Here is a 16,176-nt window from a genome sequence, read left to right on the forward strand (position 1 = left end):
CTGCGACCCTCCAGGAGTAAAACCGTCATGACCTCAGCCTATTACACCGGCGAAGAACGCAGCAAACGCATCTTCGCTATCGTTGGTGCCTCTTCAGGCAACCTGGTGGAATGGTTCGACTTCTACGTCTACGCCTTCTGCGCAATCTACTTTGCCCCGGCTTTCTTCCCCTCCGACGACCCCACCGTGCAGCTGTTGAACACGGCGGGCGTATTCGCCGCGGGCTTTTTGATGCGCCCCATCGGTGGCTGGATCTTCGGCCGCCTCGCTGACCGCCATGGTCGCAAGAATTCCCTGATGATCTCGGTGCTGATGATGTGCTTCGGCTCCCTGATGATCGCCTGCCTGCCTACCTACGCCAGCATCGGCACCTGGGCCCCGGCGCTGCTGTTGCTGGCCCGGCTGATCCAGGGCCTGTCGGTAGGCGGCGAATATGGCACCACTGCCACTTACATGAGTGAAGTGGCCCTGCGCGGCCAGCGCGGCTTCTTCGCCTCGTTCCAGTACGTGACCCTGATCGGTGGCCAGTTGCTGGCGGTGCTGGTGGTGGTGATCCTGCAGCAGTTGCTTACTGAAGAAGAGCTGCGCGCCTGGGGCTGGCGCATTCCGTTCGTGGTCGGTGCCATCGCCGCGCTGATCTCGCTGATGCTGCGCCGCTCGCTGCATGAGACCAGCAGCGCTGAAACCCGCAAGGACAAGGATGCCGGCACCATCAAGGGCCTGTTCCGCGACCACGCGGCGGCCTTCATCACCGTGCTCGGTTACACCGCAGGCGGTTCGCTGATCTTCTATACCTTCACCACGTACATGCAGAAGTACCTGGTCAACACCGCCGGCATGACCGCGAAAAACGCCAGCTACGTGATGACCGGTGCGCTGTTCCTGTTCATGGTGCTGCAGCCGTTCTTCGGCATGCTCTCCGACCGCATCGGCCGGCGTAATTCGATGATGCTGTTCGGCGCCCTGGGTACGCTGTTCACCGTGCCGCTGCTGATGGCGCTGAAAACCGTGAGCAGCCCGTTCATGGCCTTCGTGCTGATTACCCTGGCGTTGTGTATCGTCAGTTTCTACACATCGATCAGCGGTCTGGTGAAGGCTGAGATGTTCCCGCCGCAGGTGCGCGCGCTGGGTGTAGGCCTGGCCTATGCAGTGGCCAACGCGGCGTTCGGCGGTTCGGCCGAGTACGTGGCCCTGGGCCTGAAGACCCTGGGCATGGAAAACACTTTCTACTGGTACGTGACGGCGATGATGGCGATTGCCTTCCTGTTCAGCCTGCGCTTGCCGAAGCAGGCGGCGTACCTGCACCACGATAATTAAGGACGTGGCATGACCAACCAACTGTTCGACGCCTACTTCACCGCGCCGGCCATGCGCGAGATCTTCTCCGACCGTGGCCGCCTGCAGGGCATGCTCGATTTCGAAGCGGCGCTGGCTCGGGCCGAGGCGGCTGCCGGGCTGGTCCCGCACAGCGCGGTAGCGGCCATCGAGGCGGCTTGCCACGCCGAGCGCTATGACGTTGGCGCCCTGGCCAATGCCATCGCCACTGCTGGCAACTCGGCGATCCCGCTGGTGAAGGCGTTGGGCAAGGTGATCGCCAGTTGCGTGCCCGAGGCCGAACGCTACGTGCACCTGGGCGCCACCAGCCAGGACGCGATGGACACCGGCCTGGTCCTGCAGCTGCGCGCTGCCCTCGACCTGATCGAGGCCGACCTTGGCAAGCTGGCCGATACCCTGTCGCGTCAGGCCTTGCAGCACGCCGACACGCCGCTGGTGGGGCGCACCTGGCTGCAGCACGCCACCCCGGTGACCCTGGGCATGAAACTGGCCGGTGTGCTGGGCGCCTTGACCCGTCACCGCCAGCGCCTGCAGGAGCTGCGCCCACGTTTGCTGGTGCTGCAGTTCGGCGGCGCCTCCGGCAGCCTGGCCGCCCTGGGCAGCAAGGCGATGCCGGTGGCCGAAGCCCTGGCCGAGCAGCTCCAGCTGACCCTGCCCGAGCAGCCCTGGCACACCCAGCGCGACCGCCTGGTGGAGTTTGCCTCGGTGCTGGGCCTGGTTGCCGGTAGCCTGGGCAAGTTCGGCCGTGATGTCAGCCTGTTGATGCAGACGGAGGCGGGGGAGCTGTTCGAGCCTTCCGCGCCGGGCAAAGGCGGTTCCTCGACCATGCCGCACAAGCGCAACCCGGTGGGCGCCGCAGTGCTGATCGGTGCCGCGACCCGGGTGCCGGGCCTGGTATCGACGCTGTTCGCGGCCATGCCTCAGGAGCACGAACGCAGCCTTGGCTTGTGGCATGCCGAATGGGAAACCCTGCCGGACATCTGCTGCCTGGTCTCTGGTGCGCTGCGCCAGGCCCAGGTGATTGCCGAGGGCATGGAAGTGGATGCCGCGCGCATGCGCCGTAACCTCGACCTGACCCAGGGCCTGGTGCTGGCCGAAGCGGTGAGCATCGTCCTCGCCCAGCGCCTGGGCCGCGACCGCGCCCACCACCTGCTGGAGCAGTGCTGCCAGCGCGCCGTGGCCGAACAGCGCCACCTGCGCACCGTGCTGGGTGACGAGCCGCAGGTCAGCGCCGAACTGTCCGCCGAAGAACTCGATCGCTTGCTCGACCCTGCCCATTACCTGGGGCAGGCCCGCGTCTGGGTGGCGCGCGCCGTGTCCGAACATCAACGTTTCACTGCCTGAAGGAGACCGCTGTGGCGCACTTGCAACTGGCCGATGGCGTTTTGAACTACCAGATCGATGGCCCGGAAAACGCCCCGGTGCTGGTCCTGTCCAACTCGCTGGGCACTGACCTGGGCATGTGGGACACGCAGATTCCACTGTGGAGCCAGCACTTTCGCGTGCTGCGCTACGACACCCGTGGCCACGGTGGGTCGCTGGTCACTGAAGGCCCTTACCGCATCGAACAGCTGGGGCGTGACGTGCTGGCCCTGCTCGATGGCCTGGACATCGCCAAGGCGCATTTCGTCGGCCTGTCGATGGGTGGCCTGATCGGCCAGTGGCTGGGCATCAATGCAGGCCAGCGCCTGCACAGCCTGACCTTGTGCAACACCGCAGCCAAGATCGCCAACGACGAGGTGTGGAACACCCGTATCGACACCGTGCTCAAGGGTGGCCAGCAGGCCATGGTCGACCTGCGCGATGCCTCCATCGCCCGCTGGTTTACCCCGGGTTTCGCCCAGGCCCAGCCAGCGCAAGCCCAGCGCATCTGTCAGATGCTGGCGCAAACCAGCCCGCAAGGCTATGCCGGCAACTGCGCCGCGGTGCGGGATGCCGACTACCGTGAGCAGTTGGGCCGCATCCAGGTGCCGACGCTGATCGTTGCCGGTACCGAAGACGTGGTGACCACCCCGGAGCACGGCCGCTTCATGCAGGCCGGTATCGCGGGTGCCGAGTACGTCGACTTCCCGGCGGCGCACCTGTCCAATGTCGAGATCGGCGAGCGCTTCAGCCGCCGCGTGCTCGATTTCCTGCTGGCTCACTGAGGACACCGCCATGGATGAGAAACAACGTTACGACGCCGGCATGCAAGTACGCCGTGCTGTGCTTGGCGATGCCCACGTGGACCGCAGCCTGGAGAAGCTCAACGACTTCAACGGCGAGTTTCAGGAGATGATCACCCGCCACGCCTGGGGTGACATCTGGACCCGCCCGGGCCTACCGCGGCATACCCGTAGCCTGATTACCATCGCCATGCTGATCGGCATGAACCGCAACGACGAGCTGAAGCTGCACCTGCGCGCGGCGGCCAACAACGGCGTGACCCGCGACGAGATCAAGGAAGTGCTGATGCAGAGCGCGATCTATTGCGGCATTCCGGCGGCCAATGCCACCTTCCACATGGCGGAGTCGGTGTGGGATGAGCTGGGCGTGGAGTCGCGACAGCAGTAATGCCTGTACCGGCCCTATCGCCGGCAAGCCAGCTCCCACAGTGATTGCATCAGGCCTGAGGGCAGTGCAGTCCCTGTGGAGCTGGCTTGCCGGCGATAGGGCCATGAATGTTTACAGGGTCGCATTCTTCTGCCGCATGACCACGGGCCCGGCGTTGGCCTCGACGGCGCGTTTCAGGGACGGGCACAGGCCGAGCATGAACGCAGCTTCTGCCACCACGAACAACGGCCCGATGATCAGCCCGCTGACATCATCGACAAACGCCGGCTTGCGGCCTTCGTAGTAATGGCCGACGAACTGGATGATCCAGCCCACCACGAACGCCCCCAGCCCGGCTCCGAGCCACAGCGCTGTCGTCTGCATTGCCAGTACCTGGCCGACCCACAGGCATAGCCCCAGCAACAACCCCATCACCAGCCCGAAGCGCAGGTCCAGACGCAGGTAGAACCAGACCGAGGCTGCTGCTGCCAGCAGGGCAGGGGACAGCCACATGCCGGCCACGTCCCAACCCGGGCGCGACAGCAGGATGGTGACCGCCAGTACGATCATCGGGATACCGACGAAGTGGGTGGCGATATTGCGTGGGTCGCGGTGATAGCTGGCGTATTGGCTCAGGTGGTCGACGAGGGTTTTCATGGTTGTGCCTCCCTGGTTGCCTGATCGAGGTGTATTGCCTGTTCTGGCCTCTTCGCGGGTGAACCCGCTCCCACAGGTACAGCGCAGCCCTCAGGAACTGTGGTGACCCTGTGGGAGCGGGTTCACCCGCGAAAGGGCCGCTACAGGCGACCGGTATAGCTCAGGATAGACCGCCCCTGCCACCATCATCAGCTCAGCGAATGGCAGCAGCCCGCACTGGCGTATCCAGCCCCACCAGCGTCTCGATCATCGCCCGCGCCGCCGGCGACAGTCGGTAACCGCTGCGGCTGACGACGCCACAGCGCACGCTCAGCACCTCCAGCGCCGGCGGCAGGTTGCGCCAGTGCAGGCGCACCAGGCGGCCGCTGGCCAGGTCTTCGGCAACGGCCTCCTCGCTGGCGCTGCCGATGGCGTCGCTGGCCAGCACCACACTGCGCAGCACTGCGAGGTGCTCGGTCTGCAGGTGCGGGGTGAAGTCACTGCGCCCGCTCAGGTTGGCCAGGCGCTTGCGCACACCAGGGGCGAGCAGGGCGCTGGCCAGCGGGTAGCTGAACAGGTCGTTGGTCGACAGGCTGTCCTTGGCCAGCAACGGGTGCCCCGGGCGGCAGAAGAACAGGCCGGGGCGCGGTGAAAGGGGCTCGGTGTGGAAGTTGGGGTCGGCTTCGAACGGGCGTATATCGTCGACGAAAAACTCGATCTGTTCGCGGCGCAGGGCCTGGCCGAGGCGTTCGGCGTTGTCCACCAGCAGCGAGGTGCGGATGCCAGGGTAGCGTTCGAGGAAGTGGCGCAGGGCATCGGGCACCAGGCGCACGGCCAGCGCCGGGCCGCTACCGAAATGCAGCTCGCCGGCGTCGAGCTTGGTCATCTGCAGCACTTCGTTGCTCAGTTGTGTGGCACCTTGTACCAGGCGCCGGGCATGTTGCAGCACCACCAGGCCTTCGGGGGTGGGCGGCAGGGCTTTGCTGGCGCGATCGACCAGTGGGCAGCCGAAGCTGTGCTCCAGGCTCTGGATGGCGCGGCTGAAGGCGGGTTGGGTGATACCCATGGCCTCGGCGGCGCGGACGAAGCTGCGGTATTCGGTGAGGGCGATGAAGTAACGCAGCTGACGGAGGTCCATTTCACGGCTCTGGGGCGGGGATCAGGGACCTATTCAAGCGGTTGCTGCATATGTCGTCAAAGAAGGTTTATTGATTTGTTTATAGCTTGAGGTTATTTGTGGTGGCATCTGGCCTCTTCGCGGGTAAACCCGCTCCCACAGGTTCACCACAGATTCTGAAACTGTGGTGAACCTGTGGGAGCGGGTTTACCCGCGAAGAATTCAAAGCAGATTCAGCGGGTAACTCACGATCAACCGGTTCTCGTCGAACGAGTTGGTGCTGAAGTCCCGGCGCATGGTGGAGTTGCGCCACTTCACCGACAGGTCCTTGAAGCTGCCCGACTGCACCACGTAGGCCAGCTCGGTTTCCCGCGCCCATTCCTTGCCATCGTCCACGCCGCCTGCGGTGACGTTGTCACCTTTGATGTAGCGGTTCATCAGGGTCAGGCCTGGCACGCCGACGGTGGCGAAGTTGAAGTCATGACGCACCTGCCAGGAGCGTTCCTTGGCATTGTCGAAGCTGGAGTTGTAGCTGTCGTTGGCCAGGGTGCCGCCGCTGGTGCCGTTGACCCGCATCCAGGCGTTGTCGCCGCTGACCTTCTGCAGGCCGACGTAGAAGGTGTGGCCCTGGTACCGCGCCGAGAGCATGGCCGAGGCGGTGCGGTTGTCCAGTTCGCCAGCGCGTTCGGCGCCGTCTTCCTTGCCAATGAAGTAGCCCAGGTTGGCGCCCAGGGTCCAGTCGCCCAAGGGTTGGCTGTGCACCAGGTTGAGGTACTGCTGGCGGTAGATGTCCTTGAGCTGGGCATCCCACAGGCCGATCATGGTGCGCTTGTCGTTGAAGGTGTACTCGCCGCCGCCAAAATTGAAACGGTCGGAGGTGAACGCGGCCTTACCGTTCAGCGACATGTCCTCCATGCTGGCGTCGTTGCGTGGGCTGTTGCCGCGGAACTGGCCGGCGTACAGGGTCAGACCGGCGATTTCCTTCGAGGTCAGCTGGCCGCCGCGGAAGGTCTGCGGCAGCGAGCGGCCATCGTCCGAGCGCAGGATCGGCAGTACCGGCATCCATTCACCCACTTTCAGCTCGGTTTCGGACAGCTTGGCCTTCAGTGCCACGCCCAGGCGGCCGAAGTCATCGGCGGGGCGGCCATCGTCGTGCACCGGCAACAGATGGGTGTTGGTGGTGCCTTTGCCGCCGTCGAGCTTGACCGAGTACAGGCCCAGTATGTCCACGCCAAAACCGACGGTGCCCTGGGTGAAGCCGGAGCGAGCGTCGAGGATGAAGCTCTGCGTCCATTCCTCGGCCTTGGCCTGCGGGTGGGCCGGGTCGACGAAGTTGCGGTTGATGTAGAAGTTGCGCAGGTTGAGGGTGGCCTTGGCGTCTTCCAGGAAGCCACCGTTGTCGGCGGCGAACACGGGGAGTGCGCAGGACATGGCCAACAGGCCGGGCAGCAGCTGGCGTGCGGGTTGCAAAGTGCTCATCTGTCGTGGATCTCTTGTTTTTATGGGCGAGCCGGGGCGCTGCAGGATGCGGCCTGCAGGTGCGGGTCTTTTGGGATGAACCGGGGCAACGTTGCGTGGGGAGGATGGTGCGGGGTAGGGCAGGGGTGAGGCAATTCGCCGCAAACGGAAACGGGCGATAATCGAACAGAATGTTCCGGTTGGTTAATTGTTTTCCTGTACTGGCCTCTTCGCGGGTAAACCCGCTCCCACAGGTACTGCACTGCCTTCAGAATTCGTGCAAAACCCTGTGGGAGCGGGTTTACCCGCGAAGAGGCCTGTACAGGCAACCGACAAACAAAAAGCCCACCGTTAAAGGTGGGCTCTTTGCTGTAACAGGGCTGATCAGCTCTTCGGTGCTTCCACCGCTGCCTGCTGGTTGTTGCCCTGCCCGGTCTGCTCGTACCAGCCACCGCCAAGCGCCTTGTACAGGTTGACCTCGCTGGTCAGCTGCGACAGGCGGTCGCCGATCAGCGCCTGCTGGGCGCTGAACAGGTTGCGCTGGGCGTCGAGGAAGGTCAGGTTGCTGTCGATACCGATGCGATAGCGGCGTTCGGCCAGGCGGTAGTAATCCTGGTTCGCCTGCACCAGGTCGCGTTGCGCCTGCAACTGCTCTTCGAAGGTCTTGCGCGCCGCCAGGCCATCGGAGACTTCCTGGAAGGCGGTCTGGATGGTCTTTTCGTACTTGGCGACGTTGATGTCCTTCTGGATCTTCGAGTAGTCCAGGCTGGCCTTCAGGCTGCCGGCGTTGAAGATCGGCAGATTGATCTGCGGCTGGAACAGCCAGGTACCCTGGCCGCCCGAGAACAGGTGGCCCATGTCGGGGCTCAGGCTGCCGGCATTGGCGGTCAGGCTGATGCTCGGGAAGAACGCTGCGCGGGCCGCGCCAATGTTGGCATTGGCGGCCTTGAGCAGGTGCTCGGCTTCCTGGATGTCCGGACGACGCTGGAGGATGTCCGACGGCAGGCCGGCCGGTACTTCGGCCAGTTGGTCGGCATTGAGCTCCAGTGGCTTGGCCAGGTCGGCGGGAATGCCGGTGCCCAGCAGCACGGTCAGGCTGTTGACGTCCTGGGCGACCAGGCGCTGGTACTGCGAGTACTTGACCCGGGCGCCTTCCACGGCGGTACGCGCCTGGCTGACGTCGAGTGCCGAGGCTACGCCGACTTCGTTGCTGCGACGGGTGAGGTTGTAGCTTTCCTCGTAGGTCTTCAGCGTTTCTTCGGTCAGCTTGAACAGCGCCTGGTCGGCCTGCCAGGTGTAGTAGGCATTGGCCACGCTGGCTACCAGGCTGATCTGCGTGGAGCGACGCGCCTGCTCGCTGGACAGGTAGGTTTCCAGGGCCTGCTCGGTCAGGCTGCGTACACGGCCGAACAGGTCCAGCTCATAGGCGCTGACGCCCAGAGTGGCCGAGTACTGGCTGGTGATACCTGCTTCGCCCGTCTGCGACATGTTTGCCGGTACGCGTTGGCGGCTGCCACTGCCGGTGGCCGAAACCGCCGGGAACAGGTCGGCACGCTGGATACGGTACTGCGCACGGTAGGCGTCGATGTTCAACGCGGCGACGCGCAGGTCGCGGTTGTTGACCAGCGCGGTCTGGATCAGCTGCTGCAGTGCCGGGTCATGGAAGAACTGTCGCCAGCCCTGTTCGGCGGCGGCAACCTCCGCCGATTGCGTCGGCGAGTACGCAGGGCCTTGCGGCCACTGCTCAGCCACCGGCGATTCCGGGGTCTGGTAGTCGGGGATCAGCGAGCAGCCGCCAAGAATGAAAGCGGTTACCGCCAGGGACAACAAAGACTTGGTCATTGCCCAGCCTCATAACGTGGAGTTTCAGGGGTGGCGTCCTTTTCCGGCTCTTTGCTGCCGAACAGCGACGACACTGCGACGAAGAACAGCGGTACCCAGAAGATAGCCAGCACGGTCGCACTGATCATGCCGCCGATCACGCCAGTGCCGATGGCGTGCTGGCTGCCGGCGCCGGCGCCACTGGCGATGGTCAACGGTACCACGCCGAGGATGAACGCCAGCGAGGTCATGATGATCGGGCGCAGACGCATGCGGCACGCCTCGATCGCCGCGTCGTACAGGCTGCGGCCCTGCTCGTGCAGTTCCTTGGCGAACTCGACGATCAGAATGGCGTTTTTCGCCGCCAGGCCGATGGTGGTCAACAGGCCGACCAGGAAGTACACGTCGTTGGACAACCCGCGCAGGCTGGTGGCGATCAGGGCACCGATGATACCCAGCGGTACTACCAGCACCACGGCGATCGGGATCGACCAGCTTTCGTACAGGGCTGCCAGGCACAGGAACACGAACAGTACCGAGAGTGCGAACAGCGCCGGCATCTGCGAACCGGAGAGTTTTTCCTCGTAGGACATGCCGGTCCAGGAGAAGCCGATGCCACTTGGCAGTTCGCCAGCAATGCGCTCGACTTCGGCCATGGCTTCACCGGTACTGTAGCCCGGGGCCGGTGCACCGAGGATTTCCATTGCCTCGACGCCGTTGTAACGCGACAGCTTCGGCGAGCCGTAGGTCCATTCGCCCTTGGCGAAGGAGGAGAACGGCACCATTTCGCCGGCGCCATTGCGCACGTACCACTTCTGCAGGTCTTCCGGGCTCATCCGCGCGTTCGGTTCGCCCTGGATGTACACCTTCTTGACCCGGCCACGGTCGATGAAGTCGTTGACGTAGCTGGCACCCAGGGCAATCGACAGGGTGTTGTTGATGTCGGCGATGGTCACGCCCAGGGCGCTGGCACGTTCGTCATCGATGGTCAGCTGGTACTGCGGCTCATCGTTCAGACCGTTCGGGCGCACGGCGCTCAGGATCTTGCTCTGCGCGGCCTTGGCCAGGAACTGGTTGCGTGCCTCCATCAGCTTGGTATGGCCGACACCACCGCGGTCCTGCAGGAACACGTCGAAGCCGGTGGCGTTACCCAGTTCCAGCACCGCAGGCGGGGCAAAGGCGAACACCATTGCATCGCGGAAGGTGAAGAAGTGCTGCTGGGCGCGCTGGGCAAGGGCGAACACACTGTTTTCCTTGGAGCGCTCATCCCACGGCTTGAGCATGATGAATGCCATACCCGAGCTCTGGCCGCGGCCGGCAAAGTTGAAGCCGTTGACGGTGAACACCGAAGCCACGGTGTCTGCCTCTTCGCTGAGCAGGTACTCACGCATCTGGTCGACCACCACCTGGGTGCGCTCGGCACTGGAGCCGGCCGGGGTCTGTACCTGGGCGAACAGTACGCCCTGGTCCTCTTCCGGCAGGAACGCGGTCGGGATGCGGGCGAACAGCCAGATCATGCCGACCACGATCAGCGCGTAGGCCAGCAGGAACGGAGCCTTGTTGCGCAGGATGGTGCCCACGCTGCGCTCGTAGCCGGTAACGCTGCGGTCGAAGTTGCGGTTGAACCAGCCAAAGAAGCCGCGCTTGGCCACATGGTGCTCGCCCTTCTTCAGCGGCTTGAGCATGGTGGCGCACAGGGCCGGGGTGAAGATCAGCGCCACCAGTACCGACAGGCCCATGGCCGAGACGATGGTGATGGAGAACTGCCGGTAGATCACACCTGTGGAGCCGCCGAAGAACGCCATGGGCAGCAGTACCGCCGACAGCACCAGGGCGATACCCACCAGGGCACCCTGGATCTGCTCCATCGAGCGCTTGGTCGCTTCCTTGGGCGGCAAGCCTTCCTCGGACATCACCCGCTCGACGTTCTCCACCACGACGATGGCGTCGTCCACCAGCAAGCCGATGGCCAGGACCATGGCGAACATGGTCAGGGTGTTGATGCTGAAGCCGGCAGCGGCAAGGATGCCGAAGGTACCCAGCAACACCACCGGTACGGTCATGGTGGTGATGATGGTGGCGCGGAAGTTCTGCAGGAACAGGTACATCACCAGGAACACCAGGACCACGGCTTCGATCAGGGTGTGGATCACGCCGCTGATCGATTCGGTGACCACCGGAGTGGTGTCATACGGGAATACCGCTTTCACCCCGGGCGGGAAGAACGGTTCCAGGTCGGCGATGGTCTGGCGCAGGGCCTTGGCGGTGTCCAGGGCGTTGGCGCCGGTGGCCAGTTTTACAGCCAGGCCGGAAGCCGGCTTGCCGTTGAACTGTGCGCTGACGGCGTAGTTTTCACCACCCAGGCCAACCTGGGCGACATCACCCAGACGCACCTGCGAACCGTCGCTGTTGACCTTGAGCAGGATCTTCTCGAACTGCTCGGCAGTCTGCAGGCGGGTCTTGCCGATGATGGTGGCGTTCAGCTGGGTACCCGGCATGGCCGGCAGGCCGCCGAGCTGGCCAGAGGACACCTGCACGTTCTGCGCGGCCACGGCGGTCTTGACGTCGACCGGGGTCAGCTGGAACTTGTTCAGCTTGGCCGGATCGAGCCAGATACGCATGGCGTACTGTGCACCGAACACCTGGAAGTCACCCACACCGGCAGTCCGCGAGATCGGGTCCTGCATGTTGGAGACGATGTAGTTGGCCAGGTCGTCCTTGGTCATGCTGCCGTCTTCGGACACCAGGCCGATCACCAGCAGGAAGTTCTTCACTGCCTTGGTGACGCGGATACCTTGTTGCTGCACTTCCTGCGGCAGCAGCGGGGTGGCCAGGTTCAGCTTGTTCTGCACCTGCACCTGCGCGGTGTCGGGGTTGGTGCCCTGCTCGAAGGTGGCGGTAATGGTCATGCTGCCGTCGGAGTTACTTTCCGACGACACATAACGCAGGTTGTCGATACCGTTGAGCTGCTGCTCGATTACCTGTACCACGGTGTCCTGCACGGTTTGCGCCGAGGCACCCGGGTAGGTCACGGCGATGGCGATGGCCGGCGGCGCGATGCTCGGGTACTGGTTGATCGGCAGCTTCAGGATCGACAAGGCGCCGACCAGCATGATCACCAGGGCGATCACCCAGGCGAAGATCGGGCGATCGATAAAGAACTTCGACATGGTTTACTCCGCTTTGGCGTCTGCTTTCGCCGCATTGGCCTGAACAGGGCTGGCCGGCTTCTTGACGTTGGTGGCTTCGCTGACCTTGACCTCGACACCCGGGCGCACGTACTGCAGCCCTTCGGTGATCAGGCGGTCGCCCGGGTTCAGGCCTTCCTCGATCAGCCAGTCGCTGCCCAGGGTACGGTTGGCCTTGAGCTGGCGCAGTTCGACCTTGTTCTCCTGGTTGACCACCAGCGCGGTCGGCGCGCCTTTCAGGTCGCGGGTCACGCCCTGTTGCGGGGCCAGGATGGCGTTGGCGTTGACCCCGGCCTTGAGCCGCGCATGCACGAACATGCCTGGCAGCAGGGTGTGATCGGGGTTGGGGAACAGGGCGCGCAGGGTGACCGAGCCCGTGGTCTCGTCGACCGCGACTTCGGAGAACTCCAGGCGGCCTTCCTGCTTGAACAGGCTGCCGTCTTCCAGCACCAGCTGCACCGAGGCGGCGTTGTCGCCGGCCTTCTGCAGCTGGCCGCTTTCCAGGTCACGGCGCAGCTTGAGCAGCTCGGCGGTGGACTGGGTGACGTCGACGTAGATCGGGTCGAGTTGCTGGATGGTGGCCATGGCGTTGGCCTGGCCATTGCTCACCAGTGCACCTTCGGTGAACGAAGAACGGCCGATACGGCCGCTGATCGGTGCCAGGACCTTGGTGTAGCGCAGGTCGATCTGCGCGCTCTTGAGCGAAGCCTCGGCCTGCAATCGTTTGGCATTGGCGTCGTCGTATTCCTGCTTGGAGACAGCCTGTTCGTCGATCAGCTGCTTGTAGCGCTCGGCCAGCGAGCGGGTGGCCTGCAGGTTGGCCTGGGCATTGGCCAGGTTGGCTTCGTACACGGCAGGGTCGATCTGGTACAGCTGCTGGCCTTCCTTGACCTCACTGCCTTCCTTGAACAGGCGCTTGAGGATGATGCCGTTGACCTGCGGGCGCACTTCGGCGACGCGGTAGGCACTGGTACGCCCCGGCAATTCCGAGGTCAGGGTGAAGGCTTGGGGCTGAATGGTCACGACGCCGACCTGAGGAGCCTGCGCCGCTGGCGCTGCTTCTTCTTTCTTACAGCCACTGAGCAGGGTGGCCAGGGCGACGGCGGAAACCAGAGCGGTAACGGCTGGCTTGAATTGCATGAGGATCCTCGGGTCGCTGGAGCTGGGAGACGCTCAAGAGTAGTGGAAGAGTCTTGATCTGGAAAAATTGCTATCCGGTGGATAAATAGCTTGCTAAGGAATATACTTACATTCATGGTTGTTTGTAAATACCGCTGGGTTGTACTCGGGTACTGCCACAGTCCTTGATTAGCTCATCCGCGAGGCACCCTGCAGAGGTGCCCCCGGAGTGTTCCCCGCACGCGCTGCGCGTTCGGGGCAGATGAGGTTTGTACTGCCATGGTCCGTCGAACCAAAGAAGAAGCCCAGGAAACCCGCGCCCAGATCATCGAGGCGGCGGAAAAGGCCTTCTACAAGCGCGGGGTTGCGCGAACCACCCTGGCCGACATCGCCGAACTGGCGGGTGTGACGCGGGGGGCTATCTACTGGCACTTCAACAACAAGGCCGAGTTGGTGCAGGCGCTGCTCGACAGCCTGCATGAAACCCATGACCACCTGGCGCGGGCGAGCGAAAGCGAGGACGAAGTGGACCCGCTTGGCTGCATGCGCAAGTTGTTGCTGCAAGTGTTCAACGAGTTGGTGCTCGATGCCCGAACCCGGCGTATCAATGAAATCCTGCATCACAAGTGCGAGTTCACCGATGACATGTGTGAAATTCGCCAGCAGCGCCAGGGGGCGGTGCTGGATTGCCACAAGGGCATCACCCTGGCGTTGGCCAATGCCGCGCGCCGGGGCCAGTTGCCAGGCGAGCTGGATGTCGAGCGCGCAGCGGTGGCCATGTTCGCCTATGTCGATGGCCTGATCGGGCGCTGGCTGTTGCTGCCTGACAGTGTCGATCTGTTGAAGGATGTCGAAAAATGGGTCGACACCGGGCTGGATATGCTGCGCTTGAGCCCGGCTCTGCGCAAATGACTCTTTGTGAAGGATTGTGAGGGAGTGTTACCCCTTTGTGTTAAGGGGCGATTAATGCTTTCGGATTGCTCAGCCGTGCAGGTTCTGCCGACGCGCCGAGATCTCTGTGGGAGCGGGTTTACCCGCGAACACCGGCGAAGCCGGTGCCATTCACCGCGCAGCCATCTTCGCGGGTGAACCCGCTCCCACAGGGATCGCACAAGATGCAGGTTTGCAGCAAGGCAGCAGCCCCCACAAGAGTACGGCCGCCTTCAGCGTCCGCGCAGTTGCCGGTCGGGCAATGCAAACGCTGCAAACAGTCCCAGCACAGCTACCCCGGCACTCCCCATCAACAACTGCCGGAACGTCTCCAGCAACCGCCCCTGTGTCACCAGGTCCACTTCGCCGGCCTTCAGGCTCCCCAGCAACGGATTACCCAGCGACTCGAACCCGCCCTGGTGCAGCAGCGCCAGCAGCAGGCTGGACATGCACGCCACCCCCATGGCCCCGCCCAGCGAGCGGAACAGGTTGGTGGTGCTGGTGGCCACGCCGATGTCCTTGCTGTCCACCGCGCTTTGCGTACCTACCAGCGAGGTCGGGAACTGCAGCCCGCAGGCGATGCCGGTCAGCAACATGAACAGCGCACTGGGCAAGGCCGACTGTGGCGGGGTCAGTGCCATGGCGAAAATGGCCAGCGGCATCAGCAGCGCGCCGGCCAGGATCTGCGGCTTGTAGCGCCCGGTCAGGCTGGTCATGCGCCCGCCGGTGAAGGCACCCATGGGCAGCCCCATCACTAGCGGCAGAAGGTGCAGGGCCGCGCTGTCGGCACCGGCGCCGGTGATGCCCTGGTAGCGCAACGGCATGAGCATGGTCAGAGAGATCGACTGGAAGCTGGCGAAGAAGATCACGCCCCAGCACAGCACCGCCACGCGGTTGCCGAACAGGCCGAGCGGCAGCAGTGGCTCCGGGCAGCGGCGTTCATGGGCGATGAACAGCACCAGGCCCAGCGCGGCGCAGGCGAACAGGGCCAGCACGGGTGGGTCGGCCCAGGCGTGGCCCTGGCCAACCAGGGTAATGCCCAGCAACAGGCTACCCAGGCCAAGGATCAGCAGCACGGCGCCGAGGTAGTCCACCTGCGCCTTGCGGCGCTGTGCCGGCATGCCGCCGAGGGCGCGGCGGATCGCCCACAGTGCAACCAGCCCCAGCGGCAGGTTGATCCAGAACACCCCGCGCCAGGACAGGTATTCGGTCAGCCAGCCGCCCAGCACCGGCCCGGCGACGCTGGCCACCGCGTACATGCTGCTGAAGTAGCCCTGGTAGCGGCCGCGTTCTCGCGGGGGCACGAAGTCGCCGATGATCGCCTGGCTCACCGAGACCATGCCGCCTGCGCCAATGCCCTGCAGTACCCGGGCCAGCACCAGTTGCTGCATGTCCTGGGCCAGGGCGCAGGCGATCGAGGCCAGGGTGAACAGGCTGATGCCGGTGAGGATCATCCGGCGCCGCCCATACAGATCACCCAACTTGCCGTAGATCGGCACGGCCACGGTCATCGCCACCATGTAGCCGGAGATGACCCAGGCCAGCAGGCCGACATCGTTGAACTGCGCCGAGATCGCCGGCAGCGAGACGGCGACGATGGTCTGGTCCAGGGCGCCGAGGAAGATGGCCAGCATCAGGGCGGTGAGCACGTTGCGCAGAGTGGTGGGGGGCAGGGCGGCGGTCACGGGGATACCTTGTTTGTCTTTGGCGGCCTCTTCGCGGGTGAACCCGCTCCCACAGGTATGTCGCTGTTCCTGAGGGCAACGCCGTACCTGTGGGAGCGGGTTTACCCGCGAAAGGGCCCTTGGATTGTAACCTGAGTTAGGTAGCTTCCTATGTACTATCTGCATCCCCTATGCAAGATCGGCATTGGCGCATTCATCCAGTGCGGCATGGCTGCGTGATATCGTTGGTATGCCACAGAGGCTGAAAACCGGGGCCTGCACCAGCTTGGTGCAGCATTATGCCGCAGGGTTTTCGCGCCGCTGTCTCCCACACCTTTTATTCCTCTGCCTGCATGTCGAGCATGACCGCCCAGAT

Annotated in this window: 12 protein-coding genes; 5 read left to right on the plus strand and 7 right to left on the minus strand. The window is 64.1% G+C overall.

The genetic code is table 11. The features are described from left to right. Positions 1-27: 27 nt before the first annotated feature. From ACIQYU_RS15040 to pcaC, 4 genes are read left to right on the plus strand one after another with little or no spacing between them, the layout of a single operon-like run. Positions 28-1,317, plus strand: coding sequence for an MFS family transporter (locus ACIQYU_RS15040; protein WP_207836746.1), 1,290 nt, complete (start codon positions 28-30; stop codon positions 1,315-1,317). A 9-nt stretch (positions 1,318-1,326) separates the two neighbouring features. Further along, complete coding sequence (locus tag ACIQYU_RS15045; protein ID WP_402800620.1) at positions 1,327-2,679, plus strand: 3-carboxy-cis,cis-muconate cycloisomerase; 1,353 nt, start codon at positions 1,327-1,329, stop codon at positions 2,677-2,679. A gap of 11 nt (positions 2,680-2,690) precedes the next feature. Further along, complete coding sequence (gene pcaD / locus ACIQYU_RS15050) at positions 2,691-3,482, plus strand: 3-oxoadipate enol-lactonase (protein WP_207836742.1); 792 nt, start codon at positions 2,691-2,693, stop codon at positions 3,480-3,482. Between the two features lie 10 nt (positions 3,483-3,492). After that, positions 3,493-3,888 carry a 4-carboxymuconolactone decarboxylase gene (pcaC, locus tag ACIQYU_RS15055; RefSeq protein WP_003259581.1) on the plus strand — a complete coding sequence of 132 codons (396 nt, stop codon included), beginning with the start codon at positions 3,493-3,495 and terminating at the stop codon, positions 3,886-3,888. Positions 3,889-3,999: 111 nt separating this feature from the next. On the opposite strand, the gene ACIQYU_RS15060 is transcribed toward pcaC, so the two are convergent. The 6 genes from ACIQYU_RS15060 to ttgA all read right to left on the minus strand — a co-directional run bounded on the left by ACIQYU_RS15060 (position 4,000) and on the right by ttgA (position 13,227). Beyond that, positions 4,000-4,524 (minus strand): DUF962 domain-containing protein, encoded by a 525-nt coding sequence (locus ACIQYU_RS15060; RefSeq protein WP_402800624.1) that lies wholly within the window; start codon positions 4,522-4,524, stop codon positions 4,000-4,002. Positions 4,525-4,717: 193 nt separating this feature from the next. Next, positions 4,718-5,641, minus strand: coding sequence for a LysR family transcriptional regulator (locus tag ACIQYU_RS15065; protein ID WP_207836738.1), 924 nt, complete (start codon positions 5,639-5,641; stop codon positions 4,718-4,720). 201 nt (positions 5,642-5,842) lie between these two features. Then, positions 5,843-7,099 carry an OprD family porin gene (locus ACIQYU_RS15070; protein ID WP_402800628.1) on the minus strand — a complete coding sequence of 419 codons (1,257 nt, stop codon included), beginning with the start codon at positions 7,097-7,099 and terminating at the stop codon, positions 5,843-5,845. A gap of 363 nt (positions 7,100-7,462) precedes the next feature. Continuing rightward, positions 7,463-8,920, minus strand: a complete 1,458-nt coding sequence (locus tag ACIQYU_RS15075) for an AdeC/AdeK/OprM family multidrug efflux complex outer membrane factor (protein WP_063913230.1) — start codon at positions 8,918-8,920, stop codon at positions 7,463-7,465. Next, complete coding sequence (gene ttgB, locus ACIQYU_RS15080; RefSeq protein ID WP_207836723.1) at positions 8,917-12,069, minus strand: multidrug efflux RND transporter permease subunit TtgB; 3,153 nt, start codon at positions 12,067-12,069, stop codon at positions 8,917-8,919. The genes ACIQYU_RS15075 and ttgB overlap by 4 nt, the downstream gene beginning before the upstream one ends. A gap of 3 nt (positions 12,070-12,072) precedes the next feature. Beyond that, positions 12,073-13,227 (minus strand): toluene efflux RND transporter periplasmic adaptor subunit TtgA, encoded by a 1,155-nt coding sequence (ttgA, locus tag ACIQYU_RS15085; RefSeq protein ID WP_063913228.1) that lies wholly within the window; start codon positions 13,225-13,227, stop codon positions 12,073-12,075. Positions 13,228-13,485: 258 nt separating this feature from the next. On the opposite strand from ttgA, the gene ttgR reads away from it, so the two are divergent. Then, complete coding sequence (ttgR, locus tag ACIQYU_RS15090; protein ID WP_207836720.1) at positions 13,486-14,118, plus strand: efflux transport transcriptional regulator TtgR; 633 nt, start codon at positions 13,486-13,488, stop codon at positions 14,116-14,118. A gap of 251 nt (positions 14,119-14,369) precedes the next feature. Here the strand turns inward: ttgR and ACIQYU_RS15095 are convergent, their stop codons facing one another. Then, positions 14,370-15,821, minus strand: a complete 1,452-nt coding sequence (locus ACIQYU_RS15095) for an MDR family MFS transporter (RefSeq protein WP_207836707.1) — start codon at positions 15,819-15,821, stop codon at positions 14,370-14,372. Positions 15,822-16,176: the final 355 nt, after the last annotated feature.

Origin of the sequence: Pseudomonas sp. NPDC096925, from assembly GCF_044762545.1 — a bacterium.
GTDB lineage: Bacteria > Pseudomonadota > Gammaproteobacteria > Pseudomonadales > Pseudomonadaceae > Aquipseudomonas.

Bases quoted from the DNA above. Each gene is read 5' to 3' on its own strand.
- ACIQYU_RS15040 (WP_207836746.1), top strand. From the start codon at position 28: ATGACCTCAGCCTATTACACCGGCGAAGAACGCAGCAAACGCATCTTC.
- ACIQYU_RS15045 (WP_402800620.1), top strand. From the start codon at position 1,327: ATGACCAACCAACTGTTCGACGCCTACTTCACCGCGCCGGCCATGCGC.
- pcaC (WP_003259581.1), top strand. From the start codon at position 3,493: ATGGATGAGAAACAACGTTACGACGCCGGCATGCAAGTACGCCGTGCT.
- ACIQYU_RS15060 (WP_402800624.1), bottom strand. From the start codon at position 4,524: ATGAAAACCCTCGTCGACCACCTGAGCCAATACGCCAGCTATCACCGC.
- ACIQYU_RS15065 (WP_207836738.1), bottom strand. From the start codon at position 5,641: ATGGACCTCCGTCAGCTGCGTTACTTCATCGCCCTCACCGAATACCGC.
- ACIQYU_RS15070 (WP_402800628.1), bottom strand. From the start codon at position 7,099: ATGAGCACTTTGCAACCCGCACGCCAGCTGCTGCCCGGCCTGTTGGCC.
- ACIQYU_RS15075 (WP_063913230.1), bottom strand. From the start codon at position 8,920: ATGACCAAGTCTTTGTTGTCCCTGGCGGTAACCGCTTTCATTCTTGGC.
- ttgB (WP_207836723.1), bottom strand. From the start codon at position 12,069: ATGTCGAAGTTCTTTATCGATCGCCCGATCTTCGCCTGGGTGATCGCC.
- ttgA (WP_063913228.1), bottom strand. From the start codon at position 13,227: ATGCAATTCAAGCCAGCCGTTACCGCTCTGGTTTCCGCCGTCGCCCTG.
- ttgR (WP_207836720.1), top strand. From the start codon at position 13,486: ATGGTCCGTCGAACCAAAGAAGAAGCCCAGGAAACCCGCGCCCAGATC.